The organism is Pedobacter paludisoli, from assembly GCF_052344095.1.
Lineage (GTDB): Bacteria > Bacteroidota > Bacteroidia > Sphingobacteriales > Sphingobacteriaceae > Pedobacter.
On sequence record NZ_CP179926.1, the window covers coordinates 2679492 to 2700725 of the forward strand.

The following is a 21234-nucleotide window of genomic DNA, read 5'->3' on the forward strand; positions in this document are numbered from 1 at the left end:
TACAATAGCGCTGTATAGGTTTTTATGCGGCTAGGCTTCTATTGCTTTTCGTAAAAATGCAACTAAAGGCTGAACTGCCGTATAAGAACTTATCAACTTATTAACGAGCGAAGGCTTAAAAAATTCTTCATCGGCAATATTCATGGTGGCCTCAAAGCTTTTTAATTTTAAAAATTCGATATTCGGATCGTTCGGGTCATAGCCTTTTGGCGCATTTTTTAACGAATTTGAAGTACCCAAAGCAAAGTTGTCTTTAAAATTTTTATCGTTAATAATGGCTTTAAATTCATCAATATTGTAGTCGATTTCCTGGCGGATTAACTTTACATGTGGCGCATCGGGCATCCAATATCCCCCTGCAACAAAGCTTTTTCCGGGTTGAATATGCAAGTAATAGCCCGGTTCATTTCCTCCTTTTTTGGGTGAAAACCAAATACCATAATTTGTTTTGTAGGGATCTTTATTTTTACTGAAGCGTACATCACGATAAATACGTAACAAGCTTTTTTTGGGATCGGCATCTGCCGGAATCATGGGGTCAATTTTAGCCAATTCGGGGATAATTGCTGCCACCAATGTTAATACATCGCTTTTAGCTTCCTCGTAATCAGACTTATGTTCTGAAAACCATTCGCGGTTATTATGGTCTGCAACCGACTGGATAAATTGTAAGGTTTGTTTTTGGAGCATGTGGTTCTGTTTTAAACATTGATTATGCATCAAAAGAAATGCCGATACCTATCTAAGTGAAATTTTATAGGGAAACAACCATTAGTTAGCCGCTAACAGTTGAGTAATTGCGACCATATTGCTTGATTGGCAAAAAAATTGAATGACTTATTTGCTTAAGATTACTTCAGCATTTCTTTTACGGTATTTTTTATACCAAATTATACCTACTATCATCACGGCTAAATACGGAATCGCTAAAAGGTACAGTACCCCTGTGTTTAATCCCGCAGATACGGTATTACCATTTTTTACTCCTTGTTCGGCATTAATGCTGCACATAGCACATTGTGCATTTGCCTGAACTGCCACTAGTATATTTAGTGTAAGCAATAATAAAGTAGCTGTTATTTTCTTTTTCATCGATTTAAAAACCTAATTGGCAGCAAAAAAGCTTCAATTTACATCCGTTTAACGTGGACAAATATAAACATAAACGCCTGTACCGACTTAAAAATTATGTCATAAAAAAACCTCGCCTTAAAAAGACGAGGTATGGAGATAGAATTTTTATGGCCCTTGGTATTTCAGATAGGCCATAATTCACGACGGTAGTATGGCGTGAACTGTTATCTAATATTAGAGTACACCATAAATAAATGAAGATGCATCTGCTGTTCTATAGAAACCACCTAAAAGCGGGCTATTAGGATCTGAACTTTCTACCCAATCAATTTTAAATGGACCGGTTAACAGGTAATCGGCAAGTGGTTTAATTTCATCAGCTCTTGGTCCCCAATTTGAGTTCCCTATAGGGTCTGAAATTGTAAACTCATCATTATTTCGCACAACCTTATAGGTGCCAATTGCATTGTATGAACTTCCACTTGAATTGCTATAGGTTATTTGCACATAGAAATTGTTACTACCGAAACCAAATGTAGTGTACAATACATTTCTCTTCGTCGCTTTAAACAAGCTGACCATTGAATTATAAACGGCATTGAAAGGCGAATTTATTCCATATTGTGGTAAATTGCCTTGAATGGTAATACCTGTAAATAAATACTCACCAAGAGGAAATCCCATTAGCGCATAAAGAGGTGCATCGGGTTTTAAAGGGTTTTGAACATCAATTCTACTTCCTGCTATCTCAATGTAATACTTATTATTTGCTGCATCGTATATTAATTCATTAAAAGTTCTATCTCCAAAAGAGATTCCCTTACTCAAAATTAATTTATTTAGCCCGTAGGCAAATGATGCATTTTCGGTATGCAGACTCTGGCTTTTATCCAACGAAAAGAATGAAATTACTTTGCCAGCGGTATCTATAATTAAGGTTTCTTTCGTTCCATCGGGAAGTTGAATTTCAGAAAACCTATTTGCTTTCATATACGCAGCATTGTCATCGTACATTTTCTTAAACCCACCATCAATCAGCGCTTTGCTATCCTCGGCAGATAGCGGAAGCATCGACATTTTATTCCCATTAAATATCCCATCAAACTTCAAGGTATCGCCCACGTTTCCGGTGTAAACAAATTCAAAATCAGAAATTAGTCCTGCGCCCGATTTCCCTCCGTTTACATCTTTATTAGGATCGGCAATTAGATGTAAATAGTTGTAAGTATCGAAAATAAGCGTTGGCTTTTGCAGTGCTTTAAAACGATATGTACTCTTTTGGAGTTGCGTAAATGTCTGATCGCTAAAATCTCCCAACATATCTACAGTCCCATCTTCTGAGAACGTTATATAGAAAGAAAAACCTTTTCCTCCTTTTGGAAATATAGTGGCAAAAAAACCATCTTTTTGCGCTACCAATAGTTCTTTTTGTGCGTCCATTTCGGTATTTAACCGTGTATCTGGATTATCAAGAATTGGACCTGAATCTTTTTTACAGCTTATTATTGCAGCAACAATAAGCAGGATATAAATGAGCTTATTTTTCATAATTTTTACTTTAATTTCCAAGCGTTCCGAAAGTATAAGATGCTGTATCTGTTGCTTTAACAAAGCCACCGTACTCCATTTTCAAATCGCTTGAGAAGAAAAACCTAGCGATCATAGGTGTTTGAGTGAAAAAACTTGTTAATGGGGCAAGCGATTTTGCAAGATTTTGAGCATTGGTATTTTTCCCAGTCTCGGTATATTTTATCTCATTCCCTTTTTCTACAAATGAGTGCTCGTATATAGCATCGTACGTTTTTCCTTGATTTGTTCCGGCAGAAGCATGGTAATTAAAAATAATATCCATCTGCTTATCGCTACTATACTTTAATACCATGTTATCTAATACGTACTTATTCGAGTTGCTATATTCGAACATGGCTTTCTTTGCGGCTTCATATTGGGTTAAGAATTCCGCTGATAAACCAGCTGTTGTTTCAGGATTAATGGTGATCGAGGTATATGCTTTATCAAATCCAAAATAATTTAATAGGTTTCTAGGTGATAGGTCGTCTAGTGATTTTTGGACCTTATTTTGAAGGGCATAAAAATCGATACCCCAAACTTGTTTATAATAGGTTACGACAATCTCTTCTTTTTGACGAATTAATTTTACAGCTGTTTCAGAAGGATTTGATTTTAACAATGCTTCATAGCCGGGTTGTCCCTCCGTAAGCATAACGGCAATCATTTCCACGAAGTCATCGTTAGGATTTGATTGCGAATATTTCGTAATAAAACCGTTTTCGGCGTAATTATTTTTATTGTTCCAATCGGAAGTGTATCCTGCAGGAGTAATCAATTGAAATTCATTTGGATACGCAACATTCTGATGTAAAATATGGCCAAATTCATGATGAATAGTTTGTAAAATCCTCACGGTATTGGTTCGATTACTTTTTTCAAAATTATTTACGCCAAATAGCGTTACTTTAACTCCTCCTTCTGCCTCTCCCAGTTTTACGGTTCCCGATGAATTGTAGTCTAGACTTCCAACCAGTACATAATTCTTTGGCGCATATTTTTTAATGAAATCAATACCGGCTTCCTCAACATAGGGATCTATCCAACTTCCTTTTATTACCTCCATTAAGGGTTGTACTTTTTCTACTTTTACTGGAGTAAGTGTTTTCGCATTATCGTATTCTGTCCCATCCCACCTATATTTTACTAAAATATTATAGGGCGCTATGAAGTTCGTATACAGCCACTTATCCAATTCTATTTGAGGCCAAGTATCCCCACCCAAACCGGTAATTTCGCGGTCTAAATTTTCTTCTTTTTTACAGCCCGACATTCCAATAAGGAATCCCAGCATTATTAAATATATTTTTTTCATGCTTTAATATTTTATTATCTAGGGTTCAATGGCATCCCTGATAAGGTTACTTCACTTGGCAATTGCCATACTTTTCTTAAGTCGTCGGCGGCTAGCTCTATTGTTTTCCCATACCTATCCACATGTGTAACAGGCATTTTAAGTCTTAAAATATCAAACCAGCGCATACCTTCTCCCAAAAATTCGGCTCTTTTCACATCCATTAAAGCATTCAGATACATTTGTTTCTGATCTGTCGTGCTTCCTTTATAATAATCAGTTATTTTATTTTCTGTTAAACCGTCTGTAGATGAATTAAATCCATTTACGCGTTGGCTGATAAGGGTATTTATATCTTCCAAAGCTGCGCTAAAGTTATTCTTCATGATCAATGCTTCTGCTCTATTCAATAAAACTTCTTCGGTAGTTAAAAGCGATTGCATAACATACGATTTCCCCGTTGTTGCATTTATACTGCTGTACACAAAGTGATTATAGTGTTTAGGGATATAGTAAAAAGTGGAAGATCGGTTGTACGTTTTATAGGCATTAAAATTAATCCCCAAGGGAGTTGTGATAGCCTTAAGTTGTGTCTGAGTTAAACCATACATTAACTGTTTATACCTATTAGCTAACCAAGAGGTTGTTTGCGCCAGTAATAAATTTCCTGGATTGCTTGCCTTTGACATATTTTGTGCTACTTCTGTTGAGCCGCCTGTTGGAGAAGCAAAATCGAACCAAGGACGTACGTTTGCAGCAAAATTGTTTGTAGGAAATGCCAAATTTGCATATTGGATTACTTTATCATATTCCTTTTTAAACAAATAGAAACGAGCAGCAAAAGCGTATGCTGCTTTCTTGGTGAAATGGTAAGCAGGTACCTTATAAGCGTTGTCATTAATTAAGGGAATCCCTTCTAGTAAATCACGCTCTATTTGCCCATACACATAAGCCACGGTTTTACGATCGTAGTTTTTAACTACCACAATTTCAGGCTCGGTCACATAAGGGATTCCCATATCACTTGAAGCGGTTGACTCATCGTAGCATTTTGAAAAAAGTGTAACCAACATAAAATGCGCAAAGGCTCGAGCTACTAATGCCTCTCCCTTTTGGCGGACATACTGTTGAGGATTTTTTGCTTTATCAATGGCATAAAGTGCATGATTTGCAGCAGCAATGGCCTCGTAACAATTGCTCCAATAATAGCCTGGTGTATCCTGATCTGTTGCATCTATATCTAACCAATTAAACGGATTCTGATTCGTTGTATAAACCTCGCCACTTTCGTTTACAAACACAGGATTGTCTGACATCGCTTCTGCAACCATCACATAGTTACCTGAAGGATATGCCGTTACAAGCAATTCAGATATTTTTTCTGGCGAATTGAGTGTGGTGCGCATGTCGGGAGCTACTTCAAGATATTTTTTACAGCCTGAACTTAGTAGAACAAGCAGAATGACATAAACTTTATATTTTTTCATGTTTCATTATTTTAAATACCAACCTTTAATGAGAATGTAATTTGTTGTGGAATCGGCATTGCTACGCCTCCTGCCCCAACAAACTCTGGGTCTTGTCCTTTTAATTTTTTATCCGCATAGATGAGCCAAATATTATTTCCTTGCATTTTCAAACTCAAAAATTTTAGTCCCATTGACTCGGCAGCTTTCTTCGAAAAATTATAGCCTAAGGAAATTTGCTTCAAACGGACAAAAGATCCATCTGCAACGCGATCTGTAGAGTAATTATAGGCGGTATAAGGATAAGTTCCTTTTAACTCTTTTTGCAATAAATAATCGGCCAATGAGGGCACGTTGGTTAAATTTTCATCTCCTGGCAAGGTCCATCGATCTAGAAATTCTTTTGGATTTGCTTGGCTATCACTATAGCTGGTAGCAAATTCATTGTTTAATCGTATTTTATTTCCTCCTTGATAAGTCACAAAAACCGTTAAATCAAAATTCTTGTAAGTAAACGTATTATTCCAACCACCCGAGTATAGTGGATCTACTGATCCTTCATATTTTAGGTAATTTGTATTGGTGCTTTGCATGTATACATTTTTAGATACCTCCCCGTTTTCATCAATAAATGTTGGAGTTCCATTTGAGTCCAGTTTTTGAAAGTCGATGGAATACAATCCTCTCACTGCCCCTCCCTCTTTTGCTCCGCCTTCGGGAACTACCAAGTCGAATATTCGGGGTTTACTTTTTAAATCTGTTACCTTATTTTTATTGTATCCGAAGGTAAAATTGGTTTTCCAAGTGAAATTTGAATTTCGGATGAGTGCACCTCCTAAATTAACCTCAAAACCATGCGATTTCATGTCGGCATAATTGGCATACTTGCTTACTTCTCCACCAATACCGGATGTTCTAAACGAACCGATCAAATCAAATCCACGCCGATCATAGTAATCAAATGAACCGTAAATACGACTCTGAAACAAGCCAAAATCAACGCCAATATTTGCTTCATGTTGTTTTTCCCAGGTAAGCTCTGAGTTTTCTAAATCATCTAGAACAATGCTCGATTCGTTTTCAGATAAACGGGGTCGTAAAGTAGTTTCATTACTAAATACTGGTGAAGAATTGGAAGCTGAGCCCATACTCGCCGTTAAGCCGTAGCCTGTTCTTAGTTTCAAATAACTTATTTCAGAAATATTTTTTATGAAATCTTCCTGATCCATGTTCCAGGCGCCACTCAGTGTCCAGGTAGGTAACCACCGTGCAACAACTGATTTTCCTAAGCGATTACTGCCATCGTACCGAAAAGTTCCATTGAAAATATATTTAGAATCGTACGAATAACTTGTATTAAAAAAGAATGCTGCATATCGATCGTAAAACTGCTGCATTCCATAATAGTTGAAATTTCCTTCGAGCTGCATTTTAATGATTCGATAATCAGTAAATGGAATTCCACCTCTATCGTATTGATAACCATACCCATTATTAAAGCTATTTTGGCGATTGGTAAACTTAATTTCCTGACCAATAAAAGCGTTTATTAAGTGTTTACCATACGTTTTACGCCAATCAATTTGATTACGTACATTGAAATTCAGTAAGCTGTTGTCTTTACGGTTGTAGAATCCACCTTGTGGAAGCACGGTCTCTGGATCAATGATTTCCGGTTTATCGGGATCATCATATAAAAAATTATTGCTATTTGCGATAACCGAATTTGGGAGGTATCGATAGGCTCTTGCAAAGTTAGAATACTCGGTAATTTTGTGTTCTGTAGTCGATTTTAAATACCGCATTCCAGCAATGGATTTAAATTCGAAATTCTTCGCAAATTTGTAATTAAATTCGGTTTGTACTTTCAAATCCAACATATCCAAGTCCATGTAATTGTTTTCAATTTCTTCTAGGATATTGAAAGGAGCGTAGTTATTTTTATAATATTCTAAATTTCCATTATCATCGTACGGACGCATAGTACGGCTAGTATTTAAAGCATAACTATATGGATTAATATCAAAATCACGTTCGTATTTTCCTTCCACTACGTTATTTCTTCTTTCTAAAGTTCCGGGAGCCCGTTGTTGGCGATAAGAGCCTGCGGTTAACACACCGATATTTACTTTTGGAGATAGGATATAATTTCCTCTAAAATTCATGGTATAGCGTTTTGCCTGATCAGCAAGTGTCCAACCGTTGTCGTTATAATACCCTAGTGAAATATAGTGGCGTGCGGTTTCAGAACCAGAAGAAATACTTAGCGAATGTTCTTGAACAAAGGAATTTTTAAACAATACATCGTACCAATCGGTATTTACTTTGGCGTATTTATTTAGGAAAGCAGCTCTTGCTTCAGGAGTATTTTCTAAACTAAATTTACCCGAAGTTGCATCGTAATTATTAATTTCTTCATACATTTTAGTAAAAACACCGCCGGTTTTTCCATTCACAATATTTGGCGACAATCCTCCTTTTCTATATATTTCAGAATACAAAGACATTTGATCTGCCGAGTTCATGATATTAAATGAATTGTAGCTAGGCTTTAAGAAAGTAGAAAAGTTTCCTGAATAGTTAATAATTGGTTTCCCAACCTTACCTTTCTTTGTGGTAATTACCACTACGCCGTTCATCGCCCTAGCTCCATAAAGTGCTGTGGCTGATGCATCTTTCAAAATATTAAAACTTTCAATATCATCGGCATTGATTCCTGCAACTGATGAACCTATGAGGGTTAAGGGGTCTCCACTGGATAACTGATCATTTGAAATATTCACTACATCCTCCAAAATGATTCCGTCAACTACCCATAGCGGTTTATTTTCTCCGGTAATAGAAGTTGCACCACGAACGCGAATTTTTGGCGCAGCACCAAACGTACCAGATACATTTTGAACTGAAACCCCTGCTACGCGTCCTTCAAGCATCCTACTCACATCAATCACACCATCTTGCTTTACATCTGAACCACTTACAGTTACCGCGGCTCCGGTATACAACTTCTTGTCGATTGTTTGAAAACCGTTTGAAACGATGTTTACTTCTTTTAATTGCGCGGCATCCTCCATTAAAGTTATGTTGATGACAGTTTTAGCACTCACCAGCACCTCGGTACTTTTATACCCAATGAAACTAAAAACCAATGTAGCTCCTTCTTTTACCGAAATTGCATAGTCTCCTGATTCATTTGTTGATACAGCATTAGAGCCCCCTTTTTCACGTACACTCACACCTGGTAAAGCTTTACCATCTTTGTCTTTTACTTTACCCGTAACTCTTACAGCAACAAAATATCCTATTACCTTATCTAATACCGATTTCGGCTTTGGTTTAATGATAATAGTTTTGTCTTCGATGGTATAGGTTAGTTCTTTACCAAAAAGAACTTTTCCCATTACTTCGTCAACGCTGGCACGTGTAAAATTTGCATTGATAGTAGATGTGCTTCTAATTTTATCGGTCGATAGGAGTACATCATAACCAGCTTGTTTTCGAATTTCTTTGAAAACCTTTTCTAAGGAGATGTTTCTCTCTTTTAACGTAACGTATTGACCAAATGATGCCGCACTTACCTGCATTAAAGAAACAAGTAATACAACAAAAATTAGCCGCATCATTTTAAAGAATTTAGTCGTGTAGCGCCATTTCGCACACGAAATCTTCACGTAAAATTCGTGCATAAATTTCTGTTTAAGGAAAGACATAACTAGCACACGATGCGTGTTAGCATATCTTCAGATTAGAAAATAAATAGTTGATTTTTAAGAAAAAAAATCGGAGGGATGACGAAACAGAGAAAAATGAAATATAAGAAGGACTTCACTTTATCTCCTGATTCTTGTGTGTAGAATTCGTATTATCGTCTTTTAGGCATACTATTGGTTTTTGTTAGTTTATTTAAAGGATAAAGTGAGTTACTGCTTTATCTGGAATTACATTTTATTGTAATAATACTATATATGTTGCACTACATTACACGACACTAAAAGCGTAATAATATTACATCAATACATAAGTAAGAAGACCAAAACTAAAATTAGGACTATTGGAGAGCATTTTTTTTTATTGTTTGCTTGAGAGGCTAGTACCAACAAAAAAACCTCGCTTTTTTAGGGCGAGGTTTAGGTTATAGGTAGATGTAATTATACCTTATTACTTACATAACTTATCCATTCCACTTATAATGCACCATAAATAAATGACGAAGCATCTGCTGTACGGTATAACCCACCCAGCAATGGACTACTTGGATTTGTGCTAGCTACCCAATTAATTCTAAATGGACCACTTAACATATAATCAGTTAACGGTTTTAACGGAACTGCTCTGGTATTCCAATTACCGCTGTAAATAGGGGCACTCAACGTCAAGACATCACCCGACCGCGCATATTCATACGTGGCAATTGCACTGAATAATGCCGAAGAAGTGTAACTAACATCGACAGTTAATTGATTATTACTAATTAATGTAATGGTCATTGAGTTTACTTTTACCGTTCCAAAAAGTCTTACAACTTCGTTATACACAGCTGTAAAACCTGAAGTAACACCGGTAGGCAAAGCTCCTGTTATTGTAATTTTCCTATATGCATATGAAGACGGAAAACCAAATTGTAACGACAATGGAATAATTGGAACGGCTGAATTCTGCACATTCGTTCTAGTTCCGTCTACTAAAATATAGTACATTTTTGTTGCAGAATCGTACAGCAATTCATTAAAATATATTCCACCGTAGTTTAAATAATCGCTTAACGATAGTTTATTAATTCCATAAGCAAAGGTTACCGATTTAGACTGCACCACCCCTTTGCTGTCTAAATACGTCAGCTTAACTGTCTTTGAACTAGGATCGATAGAAATCGCTCCTTTGGTACCATCTGCAAATTGGATATATGGATTTTTATTTGCGGTAAGGTAGGCCGTATTTGCATCCGTCATGGTTTTTAATCCCCCGGCTAAAATAGCTTGGCTTTCTGTTGCGGTTAAGGGTACAATTACCATTTTATTTTCGTTAAAGGTACCTTCAAACTTTATCGTATCAGCGGCTGTACTTGCAAAGGCAAATTCAAAATCTGATCGTAAACCCGTAGCATTCGCTCCACCACTAATACTGGCATTCGGATCGGCAATTAAATGAATGTAGTTATAGGTATCAAAAATTAAAGAAGGCCTTTGCAACGCTTTCAATCTAAAGGTACTGGTTTGCACTGTTGTTGCTGAGCTGGTATTGATGTCGCTCATCATATCCACGTTTCCATCTGCCAAAAATTTAAAATAGAACGAGAACCCTTTTCCTCCTTTTGGATAAATGGTCGCTTTAAATCCATTGGTAGCAGCAACCAATTTATCCTGATTGGCTTTTAATTCAGCCGACAATCGGGTATCGGGATCATCAAAAATAGGTTTATCATCCTTCTTACAGCTTAAAATAAATACTACAATAAGCCATACATATATAAGTTTATTTTTCATGTCTAAACAATTAATTTCCTAAAATACCATATGTAAATGATGCCGTGTTAGAGGCTTTCCTAAAACCTCCATATTCTATTCTCATTTCTGGAGAATAAAAATATTCCATCAACAAAGGCCCTTGTTTAAAGTAATTTGTAAGGGGGGTAACAGGCGTAGCAATGGTAACTGCATTTCCGTTTCGTGCGGTTTCGGTAAATGTAAATTGATTACCAGTCGAAGTAAATGAATTTGTGTACAGTGCAAAATAAGTTGTTCCTGCGTTGCTGCCTGCAGTAGCGTGGAAATTAATTCGCAAATCCATTTGTGTTGCACTTGTAAAAATAATGACCAAATTATCCAGTTCGTATTTTGCAGTACTGTTAAACGCTAGTAGTGCGGTTTTTGCCGATTCGTATGCCGTTGTAAAATCAGCTGATAAACCGGTTGTGGTTGCAGGGTCGATGGTTAGTGTTGTAAATGTTTTTCCAAAACCCAAATAGGTAGGCAAGGTATTCGGCACTAAATCGTTAAACGATTTTTGAATTCTAGTTTGCAAACCGTAGAAATCAATTCCCCAGGTTTGTTTAAAGTATTCAACTACCATTGCTTCTTTCTTTCGAATGTTGGCCACCGCGGTTGCGGATGTATTTGTTCTCAACAGTTCTTCGTACCCCGATTTACCTTCGGTAAGCATGATCGCAACCATCTCTGCAAAGTCTTCTGAAGGTGCTGCTTGCGCATACTGCGTAATAAAACCATTGGCAGCATAGCCGCTGGCATTATTCCAGTCTGCAGTATATCCAGCAGGTGTAATCTGTTGAAATTCCTTTTGATAGGTAATAGTTTGGTTCAAGATGTGAGTAAACTCATGATGGATCGTTTTTAATACTCTTTTAGCAACCGTACGATCTGTTTTGGTAAAGTTGTTTACGTTAAATAAGGTTACTTTTACGCCTCCTTCAGCCTCGCCCAAGGTCACTGTACCGCCCGAGTTATATTGTAAACTGCCCACTAAAATATATTGTTTAGGAGCAAATTTTTTAACAAATGCCTCTCCGGCCTCTGCCACATAAGGATCGATCCAAGATCCTTTCACCACTTCCATTAAGGGTTGTACGCGATCAATCTGTACCGGGGTTAGCGTTTTACTGTTATCGTATTCGGTTCCATCCCATCTATATTTTACATAAAGATTGTAGGGCTGTGTAAAATTGGTAAACAACCATTTATCAAGCGCTGTTTGTGTCCAAGTATCTCCTCCCAAACCAACAATTTCACGATTGAGATTTTCATCTTCTTTTCGACAGCCTGTAATCGCAATCACAAAGGCTACCATTAAAACATATATTTTTTTCATATCTGTATTTAAATTTAACGAGGATTTTGAACCATTCCTGCAAGTGTAACTTCACTTGGCACTTGCCAAACTTTGCGTAAATCGTCTGCCGCTAACTCCACCGAATTTCCATTTGGATCTAGATGAGACACGGGCAATTTATGCCTTAAAATATCCATCCAGCGCACACCCTCTTCAACAAATTCTGCACGCTTTAAATCCAATAGTGCTAATAAATAAGCTTGCTGTACATCTGAGGTTTTAGCGCTATAAAAGCTTTTAATTCTGGCATCCGTAAAATTGTGTGTAGAAGCCACGTACGCAGTGATTCGTTTACTGATCAGGGTATTCATATCGGCTAATGCTTCGGTATATTTCGCCTGCATAATATTTGCTTCGGCTCTATTTAGCAATACCTCTTCAGTTGTAAACAAGGTTTGCATTACATAGCCTCTACCTGTGGTGGCATTAATTGTGGTATATACAAAATGTTCGTAATGTTTTGGAACAAAATAATAGGTTGATGAATATGAATACCTTTGGTATGCCGTTAGTGTAGTTCCTAATGGAGCAATAATAGTGTTCAATCTGTTCTGACTAATGGAGTTAATGGCTCTTGCGTAGGTTCTGGCTAGCCAAGAAGTGGTTTCTGCTAGCAATAAATTTCCTGGATTAGACGCATTTGACATGTTTTGTGCAATCTCAGTTGACCCACCTGTTGGCGCTGAAAAATTGAACCACGGGCGTACATTCGCGCCAAAATCATTTGATGGAAAAGCCAAATTTGCATACGAAATTACTTTCGCATAGTCTTTCTTAAATAAATAAAAGCGATTAGCAAAAGCATATGCAGCCTTTTTTGTAAAATGATATTTCGGAACGCGATAACTCTCGTCCTTAATTAGCGGAATTCCTTCCAATAAATCCTTTTCAATTTGCTCGTATACATACGCAACGGTTTTACGATCGTAATTTTGCAGCACGGCGGTCTCAGGTTTAGTCACATACGGAATACCTAAATCTGTATTGGCAGTTGCCGGATCGTAACATTTAGAAAAGAATGTTACCAACATAAAATGAGCATAGGCTCTAGCCACTAAGGCTTCGCCTCTTAGATGAGCGTAACTTTGCTGGTCAGCTGCCTTGTCAATCGCATCCAATGCCTGGTTCGCTGCTGCTATTGCTTCATAACAATTATTCCAGTAATAGGTAGGGCTATCTTGATCCGTGCTCTCTACATCCTTCCAGTAATATCCATCTCTATTTGCAGGGCGATCTATTCCGGTGGCGTTCATGAATGATACATTGTCAGACATTGCCTCGGCAAGCATGACATAGTTTGCCCCAGGATATGCTGTAACCAGTAACTCACCAACCTTTTCAGGGGTATTCAGTTTGGTTCGTTGATCAGGAGCAGTTTCTAGATATTTCTTACAGCCTGACACACTAACTGCAAGTACGATTAACGAATAAATTATATATTTCTTCATCTTAATATATTTTAAATACCAACTTTTAACGATAGCGTGATTTGTCTCGGAACAGGTAATGCAACCCCTCCTGACCCAAAGAATTCAGGATCTTGTCCTTTTAATTTTCTATCGGCATAAATCAACCATATGTTATTTCCTTGAAGTTTAAAGGCTAAAGAGTTTAATCCAATAGATTTTGCTGTTTTTGCAGATAAACTGTATCCTAAAGAAGCTTGTTTCAATCGTACAAAACCACCATCAGCTACCCGGTCGCTAGAATAATTATAAGCGGTGTATGGATAGGTTCCACTTATTGATTTTTTCAATAAATAATCGGCAATGGAAGGTACATTCGTTAAATTTTCATCGCCTGGTAAGGTCCATCTATCTAAAAATTCTCTTGGCATGGCATCGCTGTCATCGTAATTGGTTGAAAAAGCGTTTGATAACCTAATTTTATTGCCGGCCTGATAACTTACGAAAAGGTTTAAGGTGAAATTTTTGTACGTAAATGTATTGTTCCATCCTCCTGAAAAAAGCGGATCAACTGAACCTTCGTACTTCAAATAATCAGTGGTCGTACTTTGAACATACACGTTGCTTGATACTTGCCCTTCCTCATCAATAAAAGTAGGCGTACCGAGTTTATTCAATTTTTGAAAATCGATTGAATATAGTCCTCTCACTGCACCACCTTCTTTAGCCCCTCCTTCTGGAATAATCAAGTCATAAATACGTGGTTTGCTTTTTAGATTTGTGATGGTATTCTTGTTGTATCCAAAGTTAAAGTTGGTTGTCCATTTAAAATTTAATCCTTTTACAGGCATGCCTCCAAGATTTACCTCAAAACCATGCGATTTCATATCTGCGTAATTGGCAGATTTGGTGTACTCTCCACCAATACCTGAAGTCCTAAAATTTCCAATTAAATCAAATGCATTTCTATTATAATAATCGAAAGACCCAGTTAATCGGCTAGTGAAAAGGCCAAAATCTAGTCCAACATTTACTTCATATTGCTTTTCCCAGGTAAGTTCAGAATTTTCCAATCCGTCTAAAACAATTCGAGGTTCAACTTCAGATAATCGTGGACGAAGGGTGGTACTGTTGGTCAAAACTACTGATGAGTTAGAAGCATTCCCCATACTGGCTGTTAATCCGTATCCACCTCTTAACTTTAAGTAATTAATTTCAGAAATAGCTTTCATAAATTCTTCCTGTTCAATATTCCAGGCAGCACTTAGGGTCCAAGTAGGCAGCCATCTAGCAGTTGAGGTTTCACCTAAGCGGTTACTTCCATCGTATCTAAATGTTCCATTAAATACATATTTACTATCGTATGAATAGTTTCCATTGAAAAAGAAGGCCGCATAACGGTCATAGAACTTATCCATTCCATAATAATTGAAGTTACCTTCAAGGAGCATTTTTATAATTCGATAATCGGTAAATGGCGTACCGCCTTTATCATATTGATAGCCATAACCATTATTAAAACTATTTTGACGATTGGCGAATTTAATTTCTTGTCCAACAAATGCTCCAACATTGTGTTTACCATAGTTAGTTCTCCAATCCACTTGATTACGAACATTGAAGTTCAGCAAATAATCATCGTTTCTGTTGTAAAAACCACCAAGAGGGAGCACCGTTTCTTTATCGATAATCTCTGGATAATCTGGGTTATCATAGAGAAAAATATTGGCGTTTGCGATGGTCGAGTTTGGCATCCAACGATACGCATTTGCCATATTCGAATATTCGGTAATTTTATGTTCGCGTGTTGTTTTCACGTAACGCATAGCGCCTACAGACTTAAACTCAAAGTTTTTGATAAACTTATAGTTAAATTCGCCTTGCATTTTCATATCTAACATATCCAAATCGATGTAATTATTTTCCGATTCATTGATGATGTTAAAAGGCGCATAGTTTCGTTTAAAGTATTCTAAATTTCCGTTATCGTCATAAGCACGTAGCGTTCTGCTCGTATTTAATGCATAACTAAAAGGATTAATATCGAAATCGCGGGTATAGGTTCCTTCTACCACATTGCTCGATCTGCCCAATGTTCCGGGAGCACGCTGTTGCCTATAAGCTCCTGTGGTTAATAAACCAACATTTACCTTAGGAGAAAGCACGTAATTGCCACGAAAGTTCATCGTGTATCGCTTAACATTATCGGCAATGGTCCATCCATTATCGTTGTAATACCCTATAGAAACGTAATGCTGCGACTTCTCCGAGCCAGAAGAAATACTTAAGGAATGCTCTTGTACAAAAGAGTTTTTAAATAACACATCAAACCAGTCGGTATTGGCAGTTGCATACTTCTGTAAAAAGGCCGATCTTCCCTCTGGTGTGTTTACTACGCCAAATTGCCCGGTACTTGCATCGTACTTATTAATTTCTTCATACATTTTAGCAAAAACCCCACCGTTCATACCGTTAACGATGTTTGGAGATAAACCGCCCTTTCTGTAAACCTCAGCATAAAGCGACATTTGATCTGCCGAATTCATGATGTTATAATTGACATACTCGGGTTTTAGAAAGGTTGAGAAATTTCCATTATAATTAATGGTTGGATTACCTATTTTACCTCGCTTAGTTGTAATTACCACTACACCATTCATGGCTCTTGCGCCATAAAGTGCTGTTGCTGATGCATCCTTTAAAATATTAAATGTTTCAATATCATCTGCATTAATACCTGCAACCGAAGAACCAATTAGCGTTAAGGCATCGCCACTCGATAATTGATCATTGGAAATATTCACAATATCCTCCAACACAATACCATCAACCACCCAAAGTGGTTTATTCTCTCCTGAAATTGAAGTAGCGCCACGAACGCGAATTTTTGGGGCTGAACCGAAGGTTCCGGATACATTTTGCACCGATACACCGGCAACTCGGCCTTCTAACATTCTACTCACATCTATTACCCCATCTTGTTTAACGTCGCTCATTTGAACAGTAGCTGCTGCTCCCGTAAACAATTTTCGCTCAATTTTTTGATACCCAGTTGAAACAATATTAACTTCCTTAAGATCAGCTGCGTCTTCAAGTAGTGTAACATTGATGACCGTTTTAGAATCAACCGTAATTTCTGTCGATTTAAAACCGATGTAACTAAAAACCAATGTTGCACCCTCTTTCACAGAGATGGAATAATCGCCATTGGCATTCGTCGAAACTGCATTTTGTTCTCCTTTTTCGCGTATACTTACGCCAGGCAGCGCATTGCCATCTTTATCTTTTACTTTACCAGTAATTCGTATGGCAACAAAATAATCTAAAACCTTATCCAATACCGATTTCGATTTTGGTTTAACGATAATGGTCTTGTCTTCAATGGTATAGGTTAGTTCTTTACCGGAAATAATTTTTGACATGACTTCATCGACACTGGCATTCGTAAAATTTGCATTGACAGTAGCCGAGCTTTTAATTTTATCCGTCGATAAAAGCACATCATAACCAGCTTGTTTTCGAATTTCTTTGAAAATCTTTTCTAAGGTTACATTTTTTTCCTTTAATGTAACGTATTGACCAAATGAAGCCGCACTTACCTGCATGAAGGTTGTAAGTAATACGATCGTAATTAACTTCATCATTAAAAGTAGTTTAGGGATGTAGCGATGATGCGTACATAAAATTCTTGTATAAATTTTGTACATTTAATTTCTGTTTTTGGCAAGACATACGAATACCTTAAGCACGTGGTGTACGTCCTGCAATTACTCAATAAACAATTGATTATTAATTAATTCTGATTTTTCAGAATTAGTAAGCAGATAAGAAGGGGGTGTTGCGAGCACTCCTTTTTTATTGCTTATAAAAGGAAATTAGGAGTTGGGATGTCGATGTTTAGGCATAATTTGTTTAAGGTTTAGGGTTTATGATTTGTTATTTTTATAGATAAAGTGGGTTAATTCTTCATCTGCATTGTTTATTCTTTGTATACGATTATTTTATTGCCTTTAATATCAAATCGTACTTGTCCAGTTTCTTCAAATTTATGTAGTACTTTAGAAATGTTATCAAACCTACTAATGGTTCCATAATAAACAACCTCTTTCGCCTCTGGATTTGCATATTCAATTTGAACATCGTACCATCTGGCTATTTTTCTTAAAATACTTTCTTGTTTCTCGTTGTTAAACATGAAATATCCATTTTTCCAAGCAATGGCCTCTTCTACATTCACAGCGGTAATATTCATCTCATCTTCTGATAAATCACATTGCTCACCTGGTTTTAATATTTTAAAAGCAGCTGGATTATCTAAATCTGAGATCCGCACACTTCCTTCTAAAAGTGTAGTTCGGGTAATCACCTCATCGCGATAGCTGTTTATGTTAAAATGTGTGCCTAAAACTTCCAAACGTTGTGTGGGGGTTTCAACAATGAAAGGATGATTTGAATTTTTTGCTACTTCAAAATATCCCTCTCCTATTAATTTAACTTTCCGCACTTTGGCAACACCAATATTCAAACTATATTCTAAGGAACTCCCAGCATTTAGCCAAACGGTTGAGCCATCCGCTAAATGCACTTGCCATTGTCCACCATTAGGTGTTGTAATGGTATTTAAAAGCTTACTATTATTATCAGCAACTTTTTCTATAGTATAAATAATTTCGCCGTCGGCTGTTTTAGAAATAGAAAATCCGGCATCTTTAATTACTTTACCACTTTCAAGATCGTTTAACACTATTTTTTTTCCATTAGCGAGTGTTAATACCGCCTTTTTGCTGCCAGGTGCAAAATCAGCCGCGAAAACGTGTACTTTCTTTTTTAACTGGTAACTTTTAAAAACAACGGCTATTCCTACTATAAACATAGCCGCCGCCGCCCATTTAAAATAAATGGAAAACGACTTTTTCTTTAGAACAGGCTTATCTACTTGAACAATTCTATTGATTACAGAAAGCCACTTTTTTTGATCTACTGGAGCAGCATTAGCTTCATGCTGTTCAATTAATCTACTAATTGAATCCGAAACTAAATCAGGATGTTCATTCACAATCGCTCTTAACTCTTCTTTTTCTTGATGAGTTAACAGATTCTCTTGGAATCTTTCAATAAGATATTTTGCCCGTTGCTCCATATGTTTGATAGTAAGAAGGCAGAAACAAAATAAAGGACTATTGAAAAATGAGTTTTTTTTTATTTTTTTATCTCAATTTTAATAAAATTGACAATATCAGCACTATACCATGTTTATCAAGATTTTCTCTAATGGTTTTAAGCACAGTAACGAGGGTGTTTTTTACTGTATTTGGAGATATTTGCAAAATTTCAGCAATTTCAGGGATAGTTTTACCTTCAATTCTGCTTAATTGATATATTTTCCTTCTTTGATTAGGCAATTTAAGCACAATATCGCTTACAATATTGTTGATTTCATTTATTAAAACAACATCCATGGTAACATTATCACTCTCTGCTTGTCTTTCTTTCAATAAGGAAACAACTTTTTCTTCGCGTGTCTTTTTTCGAATATAACTTAAGCATTCATTCGAAACATACTTGTACAAATATGCTTTAACATTCTCAACATGTTCTAGCTTATCGCGATTTAACCATATTCTAACAAAAGCATCTTGAATAATTTCTTCAGCATCTGCTTCAGACTTGGTAAAGCGAAGCGCAAAAGACTGCAAGGCCGGAATATATTTTAAAAATAGAATAGAAAATGCACGCTCACTACCAGCAACAATATCAGAAATTAACTTATGTTCTTCTTCTACCCCATTAACCAACATATATTAAAATAATTTCTAAGCCCCAAGTTTAACCCGATAATTAAGCGATAGCTATATTCAGGCTAAAGGAAGTTACACCAAAATCAACATCTAAATATATACAATTAATGCATGTTTTTAGTATTTTTTTTCTAGTAATGATAGTACGGAGAAATCATCAAGTATACGATAACGCCTGTTACAGCTACGTATAACCACAATGGAAAGGTAATTTTGGCTAATTTTCGATGTCTATCAAAGTTTTTTGCCAATGCGCGTACATAAGTAAATAAAACAAACGGTATAATAATTACCGATAGAATAATATGGGTGATTAGTATGAAGTAGTAAACGTAGCGAATAACTCCTTCGCCGCCGTATTTAGTTGAATCTGAAGTCATGTGATAGGCCACATACATGGCTAAAAAAGCAACCGATAAGGCAATTGCGAATTTCATCAATCGCTCATGAAGTTGTTGTTTTCCGCTTTTAATGGCCCAAACAGCTAAAACTAGCACAACCGCTGTTAATCCGTTTATAGTAGCATATATTGGCGGAAGAAAAGATAATGGTTGTACATCGTAGCCCAATTTTTTCAAATTAACGCCAAATAATAGCGCTACAACAACTGGAATTGCTACTGATAATACAATTATCCATTTACTGTATTTTTTCTCTTCTGCTAAACTCATTTTTATGAATGATAAGAGGCTTAAACAAAGCCTGTATATTATATTGTTATTTATCGTCCGTCTTTAATATCTCTTAAATCTTCTGCGATAAGGACTTTTATTTCATCGCTTAGCTTCGCCATAGAATCTGCATTAGTGGCTTCGTAAAATCCCCTAATCCGGTGTTGATTATCGAGTAGCACCATTTGGTTGCTATAAACAAACGTGGTTTTACCTTTTGATTCATCTGCCAAAACATCCAGCGTTAATCCCTCCCTAATTAAAGGATAGGTTCTGCTTGAATCGCCACTTAGCAAATTCCATTTAGCAGCATTTGCATGTAAACTGGAAGCTATGTTATTCAATTTCCCTTCATCTGAAGGATCTACCGAAATACTTAAAAACTGAATGAGCTTGTTTTTTGCATATTCATCAACCAAGGCGCTTAAATTTTTATTTACAGCATTCACCGGTGATGCTTGATAAAACAAGCTAACTACCACAATTTTTCCTTTCAAATTATTCCAACTAATCGAATCTCCTGTTTGATTCACTAATGAAAAATTTGGTACGGTGTGGTATATGGTATCCGGAATTTTCTTGCCTTTTACACTATGAAACGTACTGGCAACCACTTTTTCTCCGAAAATTGGCAAGCGTTTATATCGGTTCTTAGCGAACTGAGGCAATATGTAGAAAAATAAAAATCCCGGTACAGCTAAAATGCTTACCAGGATTAATACCTTTTTTATTGGACTTTTCTTCATTAAAATTTAGAAGGCATGTGGTGAAATAAAAACCCGCCTTCAATTAACATTAATACTAAAAAGTAAATAATAAATATGAATGTTACTGTTAACGAAATTTGTAAACCTAACTTCTCATATTTTAAGTGCATAAAGTATGCAACAATATAAAACGCTTTTAACAAAGTTAACCCTATGTATAAATAATTACCTATACTTTGAGATAACGTACCGTTTGGAATAAGAACCAATGCAATGATGAACTCAATTACAGTAATGGCCAATAAGATGCCAAATACTTGCCAGATTTTCCCTTTAGATAAACCTGCGTGTTCTTCGTGCGATTCTGTGTTATGTGCTGACATAATAATATTTTTATAAATGATAA

15 protein-coding genes are annotated in these 21234 nt (G+C 36.4%); all 15 read right to left on the reverse strand.

Going from position 1 to position 21234, the window contains the following annotated elements:
* Positions 1-30 precede the first annotated feature (30 nt).
* Positions 31-690 carry a DUF2461 domain-containing protein gene (locus tag ACJVDK_RS10955; RefSeq protein ID WP_443936704.1) on the reverse strand — a complete coding sequence of 220 codons (660 nt, stop codon included), beginning with the start codon at positions 688-690 and terminating at the stop codon, positions 31-33.
* Between the two features lie 147 nt (positions 691-837).
* Entirely contained in the window at positions 838-1092 is a 255-nt protein-coding gene (locus tag ACJVDK_RS10960; protein WP_443936705.1) for a hypothetical protein, read from the reverse strand.
* A gap of 216 nt (positions 1093-1308) precedes the next feature.
* Positions 1309-2622, reverse strand: a complete 1314-nt coding sequence (locus ACJVDK_RS10965) for a DUF4302 domain-containing protein (RefSeq protein WP_443936706.1) — start codon at positions 2620-2622, stop codon at positions 1309-1311.
* A gap of 10 nt (positions 2623-2632) precedes the next feature.
* Positions 2633-3958 (reverse strand): zinc-binding metallopeptidase, encoded by a 1326-nt coding sequence (locus ACJVDK_RS10970; RefSeq protein ID WP_443936707.1) that lies wholly within the window; start codon positions 3956-3958, stop codon positions 2633-2635.
* A gap of 14 nt (positions 3959-3972) precedes the next feature.
* Positions 3973-5424: a RagB/SusD family nutrient uptake outer membrane protein gene (locus ACJVDK_RS10975; protein WP_443936708.1), complete on the reverse strand. Its 1452-nt coding sequence runs from the start codon at positions 5422-5424 to the stop codon at positions 3973-3975.
* Between the two features lie 11 nt (positions 5425-5435).
* Positions 5436-9089 (reverse strand): SusC/RagA family TonB-linked outer membrane protein, encoded by a 3654-nt coding sequence (locus ACJVDK_RS10980; RefSeq protein WP_443936709.1) that lies wholly within the window; start codon positions 9087-9089, stop codon positions 5436-5438.
* A 498-nt stretch (positions 9090-9587) separates the two neighbouring features.
* Entirely contained in the window at positions 9588-10886 is a 1299-nt protein-coding gene (locus ACJVDK_RS10985) for a DUF4302 domain-containing protein (protein ID WP_443936710.1), read from the reverse strand.
* 10 nt (positions 10887-10896) lie between these two features.
* Entirely contained in the window at positions 10897-12225 is a 1329-nt protein-coding gene (locus ACJVDK_RS10990) for a zinc-binding metallopeptidase (RefSeq protein WP_443936711.1), read from the reverse strand.
* Between the two features lie 14 nt (positions 12226-12239).
* Positions 12240-13694 (reverse strand): RagB/SusD family nutrient uptake outer membrane protein, encoded by a 1455-nt coding sequence (locus ACJVDK_RS10995; RefSeq protein ID WP_443936712.1) that lies wholly within the window; start codon positions 13692-13694, stop codon positions 12240-12242.
* An 11-nt stretch (positions 13695-13705) separates the two neighbouring features.
* Positions 13706-17296 (reverse strand): SusC/RagA family TonB-linked outer membrane protein, encoded by a 3591-nt coding sequence (locus ACJVDK_RS11000; RefSeq protein ID WP_443936713.1) that lies wholly within the window; start codon positions 17294-17296, stop codon positions 13706-13708.
* Positions 17297-17631: 335 nt separating this feature from the next.
* A complete protein-coding gene (locus ACJVDK_RS11005) occupies positions 17632-18792 on the reverse strand; it encodes a FecR family protein (protein ID WP_443936714.1) in 1161 nt (386 codons plus the stop codon).
* Positions 18793-18859: 67 nt separating this feature from the next.
* On the reverse strand, positions 18860-19450 hold the full coding sequence (locus tag ACJVDK_RS11010; RefSeq protein WP_443936715.1) for an RNA polymerase sigma factor: 591 nt from the start codon (positions 19448-19450) through the stop codon (positions 18860-18862).
* A gap of 131 nt (positions 19451-19581) precedes the next feature.
* A complete protein-coding gene (locus ACJVDK_RS11015; protein ID WP_443936716.1) occupies positions 19582-20121 on the reverse strand; it encodes a DUF420 domain-containing protein in 540 nt (179 codons plus the stop codon).
* 50 nt (positions 20122-20171) lie between these two features.
* The gene (locus ACJVDK_RS11020) at positions 20172-20867 is read right to left on the reverse strand and encodes an SCO family protein (RefSeq protein ID WP_443936717.1); all 696 of its coding nucleotides are present in this window, start codon (positions 20865-20867) and stop codon (positions 20172-20174) included.
* Complete coding sequence (locus ACJVDK_RS11025) at positions 20867-21211, reverse strand: cytochrome C oxidase subunit IV family protein (RefSeq protein ID WP_443936718.1); 345 nt, start codon at positions 21209-21211, stop codon at positions 20867-20869. The genes ACJVDK_RS11020 and ACJVDK_RS11025 overlap by 1 nt, the downstream gene beginning before the upstream one ends.
* Positions 21212-21234: the final 23 nt, after the last annotated feature.

Excerpts from the sequence above, each read along its gene's own strand:
- ACJVDK_RS10955 (WP_443936704.1), bottom strand. The coding sequence starts at position 690 with ATGCTCCAAAAACAAACCTTACAATTTATCCAGTCGGTTGCAGACCAT.
- ACJVDK_RS10960 (WP_443936705.1), bottom strand. The coding sequence starts at position 1,092 with ATGAAAAAGAAAATAACAGCTACTTTATTATTGCTTACACTAAATATA.
- ACJVDK_RS10965 (WP_443936706.1), bottom strand. The coding sequence starts at position 2,622 with ATGAAAAATAAGCTCATTTATATCCTGCTTATTGTTGCTGCAATAATA.
- ACJVDK_RS10970 (WP_443936707.1), bottom strand. The coding sequence starts at position 3,958 with ATGAAAAAAATATATTTAATAATGCTGGGATTCCTTATTGGAATGTCG.
- ACJVDK_RS10975 (WP_443936708.1), bottom strand. The coding sequence starts at position 5,424 with ATGAAAAAATATAAAGTTTATGTCATTCTGCTTGTTCTACTAAGTTCA.
- ACJVDK_RS10980 (WP_443936709.1), bottom strand. The coding sequence starts at position 9,089 with ATGCACGAATTTTACGTGAAGATTTCGTGTGCGAAATGGCGCTACACG.
- ACJVDK_RS10985 (WP_443936710.1), bottom strand. The coding sequence starts at position 10,886 with ATGAAAAATAAACTTATATATGTATGGCTTATTGTAGTATTTATTTTA.
- ACJVDK_RS10990 (WP_443936711.1), bottom strand. The coding sequence starts at position 12,225 with ATGAAAAAAATATATGTTTTAATGGTAGCCTTTGTGATTGCGATTACA.
- ACJVDK_RS10995 (WP_443936712.1), bottom strand. The coding sequence starts at position 13,694 with ATGAAGAAATATATAATTTATTCGTTAATCGTACTTGCAGTTAGTGTG.
- ACJVDK_RS11000 (WP_443936713.1), bottom strand. The coding sequence starts at position 17,296 with ATGATGAAGTTAATTACGATCGTATTACTTACAACCTTCATGCAGGTA.
- ACJVDK_RS11005 (WP_443936714.1), bottom strand. The coding sequence starts at position 18,792 with ATGGAGCAACGGGCAAAATATCTTATTGAAAGATTCCAAGAGAATCTG.
- ACJVDK_RS11010 (WP_443936715.1), bottom strand. The coding sequence starts at position 19,450 with ATGTTGGTTAATGGGGTAGAAGAAGAACATAAGTTAATTTCTGATATT.
- ACJVDK_RS11015 (WP_443936716.1), bottom strand. The coding sequence starts at position 20,121 with ATGAGTTTAGCAGAAGAGAAAAAATACAGTAAATGGATAATTGTATTA.
- ACJVDK_RS11020 (WP_443936717.1), bottom strand. The coding sequence starts at position 20,867 with ATGAAGAAAAGTCCAATAAAAAAGGTATTAATCCTGGTAAGCATTTTA.
- ACJVDK_RS11025 (WP_443936718.1), bottom strand. The coding sequence starts at position 21,211 with ATGTCAGCACATAACACAGAATCGCACGAAGAACACGCAGGTTTATCT.